At 43.6% G+C, this 14,168-nt stretch carries 11 protein-coding genes and 1 pseudogene; 6 read left to right on the top strand and 6 right to left on the bottom strand.

The genetic code is table 11. The features are described 5' to 3' along the window. Positions 1 to 1,479 carry a Fe-S cluster assembly protein SufB gene (gene sufB, locus ACMAZD_RS10620; RefSeq protein WP_435247195.1) on the bottom strand — a complete coding sequence of 493 codons (1,479 nt, stop codon included), beginning with the start codon at positions 1,477 to 1,479 and terminating at the stop codon, positions 1 to 3. A gap of 2 nt (positions 1,480 to 1,481) precedes the next feature. After that, the gene (locus ACMAZD_RS10615; protein ID WP_435247194.1) at positions 1,482 to 1,850 is read right to left on the bottom strand and encodes an iron-sulfur cluster assembly accessory protein; all 369 of its coding nucleotides are present in this window, start codon (positions 1,848 to 1,850) and stop codon (positions 1,482 to 1,484) included. A 185-nt stretch (positions 1,851 to 2,035) separates the two neighbouring features. Here ACMAZD_RS10615 and nrdH point away from each other — a divergent pair, with 185 nt between their 5' ends. The 4 genes from nrdH to nrdF are packed head-to-tail and all read left to right on the top strand — an operon-like array spanning position 2,036 to position 5,768. Continuing rightward, entirely contained in the window at positions 2,036 to 2,260 is a 225-nt protein-coding gene (nrdH, locus tag ACMAZD_RS10610; RefSeq protein WP_435247193.1) for a glutaredoxin-like protein NrdH, read from the top strand. Next, positions 2,257 to 2,655, top strand: a complete 399-nt coding sequence (gene nrdI / locus ACMAZD_RS10605) for a class Ib ribonucleoside-diphosphate reductase assembly flavoprotein NrdI (RefSeq protein ID WP_373959322.1) — start codon at positions 2,257 to 2,259, stop codon at positions 2,653 to 2,655. Before nrdH ends, nrdI begins: the two co-directional genes overlap by 4 nt. Then, complete coding sequence (nrdE, locus tag ACMAZD_RS10600; RefSeq protein WP_435247192.1) at positions 2,648 to 4,780, top strand: class 1b ribonucleoside-diphosphate reductase subunit alpha; 2,133 nt, start codon at positions 2,648 to 2,650, stop codon at positions 4,778 to 4,780. The genes nrdI and nrdE overlap by 8 nt, the downstream gene beginning before the upstream one ends. Before the next feature lie 16 nt (positions 4,781 to 4,796). Further along, positions 4,797 to 5,768, top strand: coding sequence for a class 1b ribonucleoside-diphosphate reductase subunit beta (gene nrdF / locus ACMAZD_RS10595; RefSeq protein WP_435247191.1), 972 nt, complete (start codon positions 4,797 to 4,799; stop codon positions 5,766 to 5,768). A gap of 73 nt (positions 5,769 to 5,841) precedes the next feature. On the opposite strand, the gene cydC is transcribed toward nrdF, so the two are convergent. From cydC to trxB, 3 genes and pseudogenes are all read right to left on the bottom strand, one after another. Continuing rightward, complete coding sequence (cydC, locus tag ACMAZD_RS10590; protein WP_435247190.1) at positions 5,842 to 7,563, bottom strand: heme ABC transporter ATP-binding protein/permease CydC; 1,722 nt, start codon at positions 7,561 to 7,563, stop codon at positions 5,842 to 5,844. Continuing rightward, positions 7,556 to 9,339, bottom strand: a pseudogene (cydD, locus tag ACMAZD_RS10585) (heme ABC transporter permease/ATP-binding protein CydD). Before cydD ends, cydC begins: the two are co-directional and overlap by 8 nt. A 161-nt stretch (positions 9,340 to 9,500) precedes the next feature. Beyond that, complete coding sequence (trxB, locus tag ACMAZD_RS10580; RefSeq protein ID WP_012603688.1) at positions 9,501 to 10,460, bottom strand: thioredoxin-disulfide reductase; 960 nt, start codon at positions 10,458 to 10,460, stop codon at positions 9,501 to 9,503. A gap of 313 nt (positions 10,461 to 10,773) precedes the next feature. On the opposite strand from trxB, the gene ACMAZD_RS10575 reads away from it, so the two are divergent. Then, positions 10,774 to 11,160 (top strand): DUF6575 domain-containing protein, encoded by a 387-nt coding sequence (locus tag ACMAZD_RS10575; protein WP_435247189.1) that lies wholly within the window; start codon positions 10,774 to 10,776, stop codon positions 11,158 to 11,160. 72 nt (positions 11,161 to 11,232) lie between these two features. Then, a complete protein-coding gene (locus tag ACMAZD_RS10570; RefSeq protein WP_435247188.1) occupies positions 11,233 to 12,261 on the top strand; it encodes an IS630 family transposase in 1,029 nt (342 codons plus the stop codon). Positions 12,262 to 12,558: 297 nt separating this feature from the next. Here ACMAZD_RS10570 and ACMAZD_RS10565 read toward each other — a convergent pair whose 3' ends face one another. After that, on the bottom strand, positions 12,559 to 14,067 hold the full coding sequence (locus tag ACMAZD_RS10565; protein ID WP_435247187.1) for a hypothetical protein: 1,509 nt from the start codon (positions 14,065 to 14,067) through the stop codon (positions 12,559 to 12,561). Between the last annotated feature and the right edge of the window lie 101 nt (positions 14,068 to 14,168).

Here is a 14,168-nt window from a genome sequence, read left to right as displayed (position 1 = left end):
TTATCCCACACTATGCTCGAGGCTGATTGACAAAAGCTTCTGGGCTTCAACAGCGAATTCAAGTGGTAATTCTGAAAATACGTCTTTACAAAAGCCATTCACAATCATTGAAATAGCGTTGTCTTCACTGATGCCTCGCTGGACACAGTAAAAGAGTTGGTCTTCGCCAATTCGAGATGTTGTGGCTTCGTGCTCAACATGAGCGGATGGATTTTTGACTTCGATATAAGGGAAGGTGTGTGCACCACATTCATCTCCAATTAACATGGAGTCACACTGGGTGAAGTTTCTAGCTCCTTCAGCGTTGGAAGTCACTTTAACCAGCCCTCGATAGCTGTTTTGACTTTTGCCTGCGGAGATCCCTTTTGAGATGATCGTAGAACGTGTGTGTTTTCCGATATGGATCATTTTAGTTCCGGTATCTGCTTGCTGAACCCCATTGGTAAGAGCGACAGAGAAGAACTCGCCGACAGAATAGTCACCTTTTAAAATGACGCTTGGGTATTTCCAAGTAATTGCAGAGCCTGTCTCGGATTGGGTCCAAGACATTTTGCTGTGGTCACCTTCACAAACAGCTCTCTTGGTTACAAAGTTAAGAATCCCGCCTTTGGAGTCCTCTTCGCCAGAGAACCAGTTTTGTACCGTAGAGTATTTAACCTCAGCGTTTTTATGAATGATCACCTCTACGACCGCGGCGTGAAGTTGATAGCTGTCTCGCATAGGAGCAGAGCAGCCTTCAATGTAGCTTACGTAAGAATCTTGATCGGCGACGAGAATGGTGCGTTCAAATTGGCCTGTTTTCGCTTGATTGATTCTAAAGTAGGTTGAGAGTTCTCTAGGGCATCTCACGCCTTTAGGAATGTAGACAAAAGTACCATCAGAGGCGACGGCGGCATTCAATGCAGCAAAGAAGTTGTCTTTTGGTGGGACGACCGTGCCCAAATATTGTTGAACAAGACTTGGGTATTCTTGAATAGCTTCACTAAATGAACAGAAGATAATCCCCAGTTTTTGAAGTTCTTTTCGATAAGTGGTGGTGACAGAAACCGAATCAAAAATGGCATCTACAGCAACTTCAGAACCTTCCCTAACAGGGACGCCGAGCGCTTCAAACGCAGTTTCTACTTCTTCGGTTAAGAATTTATTTGAACCATCGTCATTGTCACTTTCACCGTGAGGGGCACTATCGCAACTCGAGCAGGTCGGTGCTGAATAGTAACTGTAATCATGGTAATTAAGCTCAGGGTAGTCGGCTTTAAGCCAATGCGGCTCTTTCATTTCTAGCCACTGTTTGAACGCCTTCAAGCGAAATTCCAACATCCATTCAGGTTCGTTACGCTTCGCGGATATGGCTCGAACAACCTGTTCATTAATCCCTTTTGATAAAGTATCTGAAGATAGCTCTGTGTAGAAACCTTCACGATAGTGAGTGTTTTGCAGCATATCTTCAACTTCAGGCTGCGTTTCAACTGCACACATGCTTAAACTCCAAAACTCTCACCACATCCACAAAGATTTTTTACTTTGGGGTTGTTGTATACAAAATTGCTATTTAGCCCTTGACGTACAAAGTCAATCTCAGTGCCATCGACCATAGGTAGGGCCTTCAACGCGACAAAGAATACGATGTTATGTGACTCATACTTGATATCGTTATCGGATGGGGCGTCTATCAGCGTCACTACATACGCAAAACCTGTACAACCTGAGGATTTAACGGTCAGGTGAAAATGTTGTTTACCACCGGATAATTGCACAATTCTCTGCGCCGCGGTGGCACTCAAAGTGACGCCTTGCCACTGCATGTCATGTATTGATATTTCGTTAGAACCAGAACTCGGAATACTCACCTTACTGCTCCATCGTTGATTATTCTTATTAAATGATATTGATTATCATTTGTATATCAACCATGTATTGTCTATGGCTTTGGTATGGCGATCAATATATTGACAAAATTGAATCTACAAATACTATATATGCCAATTTTTATCTGATAATAGTTATCATTAAGATTTAAGTGAGGTTGTACTATATGGATATCGTCGTTTACTCGAAACCACAATGTGTTCAATGCACAGCGACAGTGAAGGCATTACAGAGCAAAGGCATCGAGCATACTGTTGTTGATTTGACACTCGATGAAGCAGCAATGGAGAGGATTCAATCAATGGGTTATCGACAGGCACCAGTGGTTGTTGCCAATGAGCGGCACTGGTCGGGCTTTAGGCCTGACATGATTAGTTCTTTGGGACAATGATCGTTTACTACTCGAGTGCCTCAGGCAATACAAAGCGATTTGTAGAACAGTTAGGAATGTCAGCAATTAGGCTTCCTATTGAGGACGATGAAGGGCTGCCCGAGATTGAACAATCATTCGTACTCATATGCCCAACTTATGCTGATGGCGAGGGACGGGGAGCTGTACCTAAATCTATCATACGCATATTGAATAACCCGAAAAATCGCTCATTGATTAAAGGTGTGATTGCATCGGGAAATCGAAACTTTGGGGCGCTCTTTGCTCGTGGTGGCGCGATTGTCGCCGAAAAGTGCAATGTCCCACTCTTATATCGTTTCGAACTATCAGGAACCCAGACCGATGTTGAAATCGTTCGTAATGGGTTAAAACAATTTTGGAAACATCATGGATAACCACTTCGAGAATGAGTCTCTTGACTATCATGCTCTAAATGCGATGTTGAATCTGCTCGATGATCAAGGGTCGATTCAATTTGAAGCAGATAAGCAAGCTGCTCGCCAATTTTTCTTACAACACGTGAATCAAAATACGGTCTTTTTCCATAACTTGGACGAGAAGATCGACTATCTCCTTAGGGAAGGCTATTACGAGACGGAAGTCATTGAGCAATATGACCGCAGCTTTCTCCATCAAATTTGGCAACAAGCTTATCAAATCAAGTTTCGTTTCCGTACTTTCTTAGGCGCTTATAAGTTTTTCACTTCCTATGCTCTGAAGACAAGAGATGGCAAGAGATACCTTGAAAGGTTCGAAGATAGAGTTGTTATGACGGCACTTCTATTGGCGCGAGGTGACAGTGATTTTGCTCTCGCACTGATGGAAGAGATCATCCACCAACGCTTCCAACCTGCAACTCCTACCTTTATCAACTCAGGAAAAAAGAGTCGCGGCGAATTGATCTCATGCTTTTTATTGAGAGTTGAAGACAACATGGAAAGTATTGGGCGCGCAATAAACTCTTCTTTGCAGTTGTCTCGTCGTGGCGGTGGTGTCGCGCTTCTTCTTAGCAATTTGAGAGAACAGGGTGCACCAATTAAAGGGATTTTGAACCAAAGTTCAGGTGTTGTGCCGGTGATGAAGCTACTCGAAGACAGCTTTTCCTATGCTAACCAACTAGGCGCAAGGCAAGGAGCTGGCGCTGTTTATCTTAATGTTCATCACCCTGATATTATGCAATTTCTGGATACCAAGAGAGAAAATGCCGATGAGAAAATTCGAATTAAGACATTGAGTCTTGGGGTGGTGATACCTGATATTACGTTGGAATTAGCCAAACAAAATAAGGATATGTACCTGTTTTCTCCCCATGATGTAGAGCGTGTCTACGGCGTACCTTTTTCTGAGATCAGCGTTACTGAGAAGTATCATGAAATGGTGGACGACCCAAGAATTCGTAAAGGAAAGATTAATGCGCGAGGCCTTTTCCAAACACTCGCAGAGATTCAATTTGAATCTGGCTACCCATACATCATGTTTGAAGATACGGTGAACCAAGCTAATCCGATCGAGGGTCGTATCAACATGTCCAATTTATGTTCTGAGATCCTTCAAGTGAATGAGGTGTCGAGCTTCGATGACGACTTGAACTACAGTCATATTGGGCGTGATATCTCATGTAACCTCGGTTCGATTAATATCGCTAAAGCATTGGATGGCGGACAGTTACCTCAAACGGTAGATACCGCTATTAGAGCCTTGAACGCTGTGTCAGAGATGAGTGTTATCAACAGTGTGCCGTCGATCAGAAAAGGTAATGATGAAAGTCACGCTATTGGTTTAGGTCAAATGAACCTACACGGCTTCTTAGCGCGCGAGCAGATTCACTATGACTCCCCTGAAGCGATTGATTTCACAGGCAGTTATTTTGCCTGCATCTTGTACTACTGCCTCGCTGCGTCTAACAAACTGGCTCAAGAGAAAAAGAGTGTGTTTAAGGGATTTGAAAACTCCACTTATAGCGACGGATCGTTCTTCAATAAATATCTAGAGCAAGATTTCTCTCCAAAATCGGAAGTCATCAAAGCGCTATTTGATCGCTTAGATATACGTATACCAACAGTATCTGAGTGGGAAGAGCTGAAACAAACTGTGATGAGCTCTGGCCTGTACAATCGAAACCTACAGGCGATCCCACCGACAGGATCTATTAGTTACATCAACGATTCTACGGCGTCTATTCATCCTGTGACCGCTAAAGTAGAGATCCGAAAAGAGGGTAAAATTGGTCGAGTTTATTTCCCTGCGCCTTATCTAAATAATGACAACTTAGAGTACTTCCGTGATGCCTACGCCATTGGTCCTAAAGCGATTATCGATGTTTATGCCGCAGCGACAGAGCACGTCGATCAGGGCTTGTCACTCACGCTGTTCTTTGATGATGAGGTCACGACGCGAGACATCAATAAAGCTCAGATCTATGCATGGAAAAAGAAAATTAAGACGCTTTACTACATCCGTATGCGACAGAAAGCGCTCGAAGGCACTCAAGTCGAAGGCTGTGTGTCTTGCTCACTGTAAGAAAGGGATAAATACAATGAAACAGATGGAATCAGGTCCAGTACGAGCGATTAACTGGAATCGCATGATCGATGACAAAGATCTAGAGATTTGGAATCGTCTGACGGTGAACTTTTGGCTTCCCGAAAAGGTGCCTCTGTCGAATGATATTCAGACATGGAAACAGTTAACCGAAGACGAACAAGCACTGACGGTTCGCCTGTTTACTGGACTGACGTTACTCGATACGATTCAAAATACGGTAGGCGCTCCTGCCTTGATGGAAGATGCTCGTACGCCACACGAAGAAGCGGTATTAACCAATATCGCTTTTATGGAAGCTGTACACGCACGTAGCTACTCTTCGGTATTTTCAACGTTGTGTACCACACCACAAATTGATGAAGCATTTCGTTGGGCTGAAGAGAACCCTCTACTTCAGCTAAAGGCTAAGTTGATTCTAGAAGATTACTTAGCTGGAGGTGACCCGCTTAAGAAAAAGGTTGCTAGCGTGTATCTCGAAAGCTTCTTGTTTTACTCAGGTTTTTATTTGCCTATGCATTGGTCGAGCAGAGCAAAATTAACGAATACAGCAGACTTAATTCGTCTGATTATTCGAGACGAAGCTATTCACGGCTATTACATCGGCTACAAATTCCAACTCGCCTTTCGGGAGCTTGATGAAAATGAACAGGCGAGAGTCAAGGATGAAGCCTATTCGCTCATGTTTTCTCTGTATGAAATCGAAACGCAATACACTGAGTCGCTTTATGATCAAGTTGGCCTAACAGAAGATGTGAAGCACTTTTTACACTACAACGCCAATAAGGCCCTGATGAATTTAGGGTTTGAAGCTCTCTTTCCTGATGAATTATGTCAGGTAAATCCAGCAATTATGGCAGCCCTCTCGCCAAATGCTGATGAAAATCATGACTTCTTCTCAGGTTCCGGCTCGTCCTATGTCATAGGTAAAGCAGTTGCTACCGAAGACGATGATTGGAACTTCTAAATAAAAAATCCGAGTAGCAATACTCGGATTTTTATTTAGGTGTTGAAGGATTTTCTTTATAACCTACAAGGCACTAAATTGCCTGACGAAGTTGGAAATAACGTCCTACTTCGTTTAATAGCTTGTCATGAGAGCCGTGCTCAACAATCTCGCCTTGTTCAATCAGAACGATGGAGTCCATCGATTCCAATCCAATCAAACGGTGCGTAATGAAGATAACCGTCTTGCCTTCGAAATACTTCTCGAACAGCGTCATGATGCTTTGTTCAGTTTGCTTATCTAAGCCTTCTGTTGGCTCATCCAGCAGTAGGATAGGGGCGTCATGAAGAATGGCACGTGCGATACCAATGCGGCGCTTCTCACCACCAGACAGTTGACGACCACCGTCACCTAACCAGCTATCAAGCGCGTTGCCGTCGAGAAGCTTCTCAAGACCTACGTCTTTCAGTATGTTAGCTAAATGCTCATCCGCCGCTTCAGGCATTGCAATTAATAGGTTGTCACGCAAAGTACCGTTCAAGATATCGACACGTTGGCTCACGACACTGATTGATTCACGAAGCTGTGATTCATTCCACTGAGTGAGTCCAATACCTGCGATAGAGATATGACCTTGCTTAGGATCCCAGTAGCGAGTCAGCAGCTGAATCAGAGTCGATTTACCAGACCCTGTTTGGCCTACAATCGCAACCTTGTGAGTTGCAGGAATCGTTAGGTCAACAGAGTTCAGAACACTGCGCTCAGAATCAGGGTAGTTGAACGTCACGTTTGAGAACGTAATATCCAGCGGCTTGCTGATGTCGAGTTTTTCTTCAGCAAACTGAACTTCAGGTTCCGACAGAATCACTTCGTTCAAGCGACGTGCTGAAGACAGAGTTTGACCTAAATGCTGGAATGCGCCTGCAATGGGCATCAGCAATTCAAAACTAGCCATGGTTGCGAATGCCATTAGCGCGATGAACGGGTCTGGTGCATTACCACCTACGCCATCAGCCGCAAGCCAAAGCATAAGAACAAGCGTCAAACCGTTGAAAAGCATTAGCGCTGCTGACGCCATACCAGTTAGGTTGGCATTTACAAACTGATTCGCCATCAGCTTGTGCTGCGTTTCTAGAATCGCATTACGATAACGCTCTTCAGCACCGAACAGAGTCAGTTCGCTGTAGCCTTCAATCCAATCCAGAGTGGTTACACGAAGATCCGCTTTGTTTTGTGTCAGTTCACCACCGTTACGCTTACCAAGCTTGTAGAACAAGATTGGCCAAACCAACAGCATGATCAGAAGGATAGAACCCAAGATCAAACCAAGCGAGCTATCGAACCACATCAAGAATAGAGTCAGGAAGAAGATACCAAACACACCCACCGTAACTGGGCTGACCAAGCGTAAGTAAACGTGGTCCATGGCGTCGACATCAGCAACCAAGCGGTTCAGTAGATCGGCGTCACGTAGGTTTGAAATACGGCCTGGGATCAGCGGAGCCAGCTTCTTGAAGAAGAAGATACGTAAATCAGTTAACAGTTTGAATGTTGCATTGTGGCTGACAACACGTTCACCCCAACGACCCGCAGTCCGGCTCATTGCTAAACCACGTACACCGCCCCCCGGCAGCATGTAATTGAAGGTTTCACGCGCAATCGTAAGGCCTGCAACCGCAGAAGCTGAAATGAACCAACCCGATAGCGTTAACAAGCCGATAGAAGCCGACAGAGTAGCAAAAGCCAATAGCATACCTAGCGATAGGCCAAACCAATGCTTTTTATAGAGTTTCAGGTAAGGCAGTAAATCACGCATCTAAATTACCCTTATTATCTTGTTGAGCTAAGTTCGCATTCAGCATCTCTTCAAACAAACCACCCGCAGTTGAAAGCTGAGAGTAATGACCTTGTTCAACCAGACCACCATCGCGCATCACCAGAATATTATCGACTGATTTAAGAGGAGCGAGTTGGTGCGTCACAAGTAGGGCAGTGCGGCTTTCAATATTGCTATTGATGCCTTTCATCACTAACTGCTCGCTACGAGTATCTAGACTGGCTGTGGGTTCATCGAGCAACCAGAATTGACCATCTTGAATCATTGCGCGAGCCAGAGCCAAACGCTGAGATTGACCAACAGAAAGGCCGCCGGATCGATCAGAAATCATGTAATCCAAGCCGTGCTCGTTTACAAATTCGCTAGCAAATGATTGCTCAAGTGCATTCTCGACAACTTGGTCAGCGATATCATGCTTACCTAGGGTGACGTTGTCACGAATGCTGCCGTGCAGTAGCAACGGGTTTTGACCAACCCAGCTAATGGTTTTACGCCAAGAGGCTAAGTCGAGGTCACGTAATTCAATACCATTGATTCTAAGCTTCCTTCATAAGGCATGAAACCAAGGATGGCATTGATCAAACTGGTTTTACCCGCACCACTTGGGCCAACTAACGCAGTCGATTGGCAAGTGTTCAGTGCGAACGAGATAGGACCAACTAATTGAACACCTTCAGGGCTTAACACTTTTAGGTCGGTAGCTTCAATATTGATGCCTTGAGCTGAATCGAGTCGAGTGTTGCCTGATTTAACCTTAGTGATATCTGTTTCTAGGAACTCGACAATACTTTCGGCTGCGCCCACCGCTTGTTGCTTCGCGTGGTAGAAAGTACCTAAGTCACGCAGAGGTTGGTAAAACTCTGGCGCTAAGATAAGGATAAACAAACCGGCGAATAGCGTAATACCTGCACCATAGTGACCGAAGTTCAGTTCACCGATGTAAGTGAAACCAAAGTAAACCGCGGTCATCGCGATAGAGATCGACGTAAAGAACTCAAGAACCGCAGAAGACAAGAAAGCGATTTTCAACACATCCATCGTGCGTGTTCTGAACACTTCAGATGCACCTTTAAGTACCTCTGTTTCTGAGCTTGTTCTGTCGAATAGACGAATGGTTGTCATAGACTGAAGACGATCGTAAAAGTGACCTGAAAGACGCTGAAGCGCTTTGAAGTTTTTACGGTTTGCATCAGCGGCTTTCATACCGACAAGTGCCATGAACATCGGCACCAGTGGAGCCGTAATCAAGAAGATCAAACCCGCTGCCCAGTTGACTGGGAACACGACTACAAGAATGATGAACGGAATCATCACCGACAGAGACATTTGAGGTAAATAGCGAGAGAAGAAGTCTTGCATGTCTTCTACTTGTTCTAGCAACAGCGTTGCCCACGTACCGGCCGGTTTACCTTTAATGTAAGCAGGGCCCAACTCACGTAATTTATCTAGGATGAGTTGCCTGATGTAGACACGGATTTGTTCACCACAGCGATAACCTGCGATTTCACGTCCCCATGTACAGCCAGCACGGCCAACGACCGATAATGCCAAGCCTGCAAAATGACTAACCAGTTCAGACTTATCGACATTCTCAATGATCAACTGGTGAAGAATAGAGGCGAGAAGCGCTGCTTGAGCAATTAAAAACACGCTTGAAAGTACGCCAAGGCCAATCGCAATCATGAGCCAGCGTTTCGCTAACTTACTCTGTTGCTTAAGCCACTTGTTCAAGCTGCGTTGTTTTTTCTTATCCATTATGAAGGCTTAATGATAATTATTATTTGTTGAGGGCGGCTAGTATACAAAAGAAAGCCCAGTGGATATACCACTGGGCTCTAGGGATTTACAACAAAATGTGATGACGCCCTGCATCTACTGAGGCGAGAGCACCGATAATCAAATCTGCAATCTCAGATTTACTTATCGTTAAGGCCATCTAGGAAGCGTTCAGCATCCAGTGCAGCCATACAACCTGTACCAGCAGAAGTGATTGCTTGGCGGTAGTTGTGGTCCATTACATCACCCGCAGCGAATACGCCAGGGATGCTTGTCTGCGTCGCGTTACCTTCAAGACCAGACTGAACGATGATGTAGTCATCTTTCATGTCCACTTGGCCTTTGAAGATTTCCGTGTTCGGCTGGTGACCGATAGCAATGAACGCGCCCATTACTTCGATGTCTTCTGTTTTATCAGACTGAGTATCTTTAATACGAACACCCGTTACGCCCATGTCGTCACCTAGAACTTCGTCTAGCGTGCGATCAGTGTGAAGAACAATGTTGCCGTTCTCTACTTTGTCCATTAAACGCTTCACTAGGATCTTTTCAGCGCGGAATGTGTCACGACGGTGAACTAGATGAACTTCAGATGCGATATTGGATAGGTAAAGTGCTTCTTCAACAGCCGTGTTACCGCCACCCACAACCGCTACTTTCTGGTTGCGGTAGAAGAAACCATCACACGTTGCACAAGCAGAAACGCCACGGCCTTTGAATGCTTCTTCAGAATCTAGACCTAGGTACTTAGCCGATGCGCCTGTTGAGATGATCAACGCATCACACGTGTATTCGCCAGAATCGCCTTTAAGACGGAAAGGGCGGTTTGATAGGTCGACTTCGTTAATGTGGTCGAACAGGATCTCTGTTTCAAAGCGCTCTGCGTGCTCTTTCATGCGATCCATTAGAGCTGGCCCCGTTAAACCTTCAGGATCACCTGGCCAGTTTTCTACTTCTGTCGTAGTTGTAAGCTGACCACCTTGCTGCATACCAGTAACCAGAACTGGGTTTAGGTTTGCACGAGCAGCGTAAACTGCAGCTGTATAGCCAGCAGGGCCAGAACCAAGAATCAATAAATTACAGTGCTTTACGTCGCTCATGAGGACTCCGAAATTGAAATTGTTTTTATTTATAATCGCTTAGGATTGTATGGAAAATATGGAGGCAATAAAAGTGTAAACAAGGGCTGAAGTGTAATTAATCGTTATAGTTTAGAACTTAATCGAGACAAACGTTTTCGTGAATTAAAGATCGGCGAAACCACCGTCTTCTTCAGAGATTGTTACTGCCGCCTTTTCGATTGCTAACAACCATATAAAAATACGCCCAAATAACTGTATATAAAGACAGTGTTTATTTATAAGATTACACGCAACGTTTGATCGGCAAAGTTAGAAAGATGAGAAACGAGCAATGAACTTACTCCCAACGGGTACACAGCTAGGCAAATTGGAACTACTGGAAGTGTATCAAGACGTCTTAGGGCCGAAGTGCTTCTCGGTTAAGAATGAAAATACCCAAAGGTTTATGGTGTATTGGAGTGGGGATTACGACAATGGCCAGTGTATTAAGTGGGCTTACATTCCGGTAACCAAGCCATTACTAGCCAGCTTGTTAAACAGAGAAGTGAGCTTTCACGATGCGTTCCACCGTTCAGACAAGCTTTATCTAGCGACTATCTACACAAACGAAGTAGGGAAGCCCGCAAAAGTCGAACTGCTGACTGCTACAAATAAGCACTTAGTAAACCTACCGCCCGTTGATTTTGAAATCGATCTTGAAGAAGCTTTTGTGGTTTAGCTTGCACAGACATATACCCGTGATCATTGAAGATGCTTGATTTTCAATGAAATCAGGATCATGCTACTCACCATGAAAATGGTACTAACTCCTGAGCAAAAACAACAACTCGAACAGATGCACAATACTGAGCGTGATCGTCGAGTATGCGACCGTATAAAAGCGGTCTTGCTAGCTTCCGAAAGTTGGAGCCCGCCTATGATCTCTCAAGCCCTTCGTATCCATGAATCTACAGTTGCTCGTCATCTTAGTGATTATGCTCTATCTGAAAAACTTAAACCTGAGAATGGCGGGAGCCAGAGTCTACTTTCTGATACTCAGACGATGCAGCTCATCGAGCATTTGACTGAGAAAACCTATTTTCATACGCGTCAAATCGTTACTTACGTCGAAGCTGAATTCGGTGTGAGCTACACCGTTTCTGGGATTAATAAGTGGTTACATCACCACGGTTTTGCATACAAAAAGCCCAAAGGTGTACCACATAAACTAAAGCCTGAAGAGCAGCAAGCATTTATCGAGTATTACAACGAGGTACTTAAGCCCAAGGATGCGCCTGTACTTTTCATGGACGCCGTTCATCCAACTCAATCAACAAAACTTAGCTGTGGCTGGATCCGTAAGGGACAGGATAAGCTAATTGAAACGACAGGTAGCCGCACTCGAGTGAATCTAATCGGTGCTCTGTCATTGAAAAACATCAGCGCAACGATCACAGATACTTATGAAACGATAGATAGCGAGAGTATTGTTCGCTTCTTTTGGAAACTCAAGAAAGAGCATTATCCACTAGAGCAAACCGTGCATATTGTGCTTGATGGTGCAGCCTACCATCGGTCAGAAATGGTTAGGAATGCGGCAAAAGTACTCAATATAGAGCTTCATTACTTACCCCCATACAGCCCAAACTTAAATCCAATAGAGCGGCTTTGGAAAGTAATGAATGAGCATGTGAGGAACAATGTCTATTTTCCCTCCAAAACAGCATTCACCTCTGCTATCAAAAAGTTTTTCGATGTGACGTTACCAGAAGTTGCAGGCTCACTTGTATCCAGAATTACAGATAATTTTCAGGTACTGATACCTGCATCTTCAAGTTGAAAGGGTATACACACACGGAAAAAAATTCAACCTAAGAAGCTTTTGGACAAAACCTTGCCAGTGATTATCCTAAATTAGTAAAAAGCGGATTAATTTAGGTATGGAAAAGTTGGGTAGGCAAAACGCAACCCTGTAGCTTCCAAAGATAGTTTACTAACCACCGATGAACTAGTGAAACAAGCGACTGGCGAAACTCTGGACGCTAGTTACTTTAGAGATTATTTGAAAGTCGTGATCTGTAAATAAAAATGGCTCGGCAGTATTCAAGCTACCGAGCCGATACCATTACTGGCTTATCTATGCCACTGAAGCCGTTTTAGTTGTTGGCTCTTCCTCTTTCGAGTTGACTTCAGGAGTCGTTGCTACGTCAACTACATTCAACATATCTTTTTCTTTCTGCTCGATTTTATCTCTTTCTTTAGCATTTAGGTGTCGTAACAGTGGACTGACTAAAGGCACGTTATCTAAACGATTAATCGCGTCGGCTAATTTTGAACTTTTGTCAATCGCATCAATAATCGGATGATCCGAGTTGTTATAATCAGATATTAACTTGCCCGGGTTTTCGCTGTTAACTTGAAGCAAGTTGAAAAGCAATTTAGTTCTTAACTCACCACTAGTGTCATCTTCGCCAATTGCGTCAATCTGATTTGACAAGCCTTCAAATGTTCGGCTCGAAACTTCTTTATGTGTGTACTCTTCAATTAGTCGTTTACTAAGCTTATAGCTCTTGTTTGATGAGTAAGCGACCCAAAGGATAGGAGCGTAAACAGGTAACATCATAGAGTAAATCATCGGAGTATCTTGAATAACGGAAGCAAACTGCTCACTCAAAAATATTACTCGAACCATACTGAATGCAACTGGCAACAAAGAACATATTATCAACCAGCGAATAGCTTTATTGAACGAAACCTCATGTTTATCTAATTGTTCTTTTTCAACTTTAATTTTGTCGATATATGCACCAGAAAGACCAGCCGTAAGCGCATCGGGAAGAAGTGATTTTATCTGTTCAATAATTGAACTATATTGTTTTTCACCTTTTGATATGAAAGACTCCAACCCTTGTTGGTATTGGCCTTCAATAGAGTCTAGTTTTTCATTGTATCTTTGCTCTACGCTCGAAACTTCTTCGTTTAACGATGCAACATCATTTTTGATTTTAGAATAAGCATCTTTAAGTTCATTTTTTAAGCCACCTTGTTCTATTTCTTCACCGTTGTCATCTTCATATGTAAAGCCAAAGACTTCACCATGAAGGGTGTCAAATTCACTTTTCTGTTTAGTTGCATTACTCAGCAAAGATTTCAACTTACTTGCAACCAATTCGGTATTGGTTACTTGTTCTGATAACGACTCGACTTTCACCGCTAAGCGATCTTTCTCAGTAACTAAACGATTAAGCTCCTGTAGAGCTTCGTCAATTTCTGCTTTAGATTCTAAGTATTGTTCATGGTATTGAGCTATTGATTCTGATTTATCAAAAGCAGTAGACCCATACTCTTTGATAGTTGCCAGATTCGAGTCTGAATCATCTTTCAATGAAATGACAAGTTCATGAGCATCTTCAACACTTTTGTAAATGGCATCAATCTCACCCAAGCGTTCTTCAGCTTTGTTTTTTACTTCGGTGGCTTTGTTCCTAGCTCCCAAAGCCTTGGAATAATGCTCTGGTGCGCTCTGCTCTAGCAACTCAAGCTGTTGATTGGTCTTTTCTAATTTTGCTTTAAGAGCATTCATCTCTGTCCAGAGATACTCTTTCTCTTTGTTTAGCTTTTCTGTTAGTCGCTCTTCTGTAGTCAAAAACAAAACTATTACCCACCCTATGCAACCACGTTAATGTTACATTTTCCATCAATTCATGTTTAAAATCAAAAGTATGAACAAATGAGCACCAAAAACTA

This window comes from Vibrio sp. nBUS_14 (assembly GCF_051201655.1).
Classification (GTDB): Bacteria; Pseudomonadota; Gammaproteobacteria; order Enterobacterales; family Vibrionaceae; genus Vibrio.
Note: the sequence above shows the minus strand (reverse complement) of the source record. Positions and strands in the feature narration are given on the sequence as shown.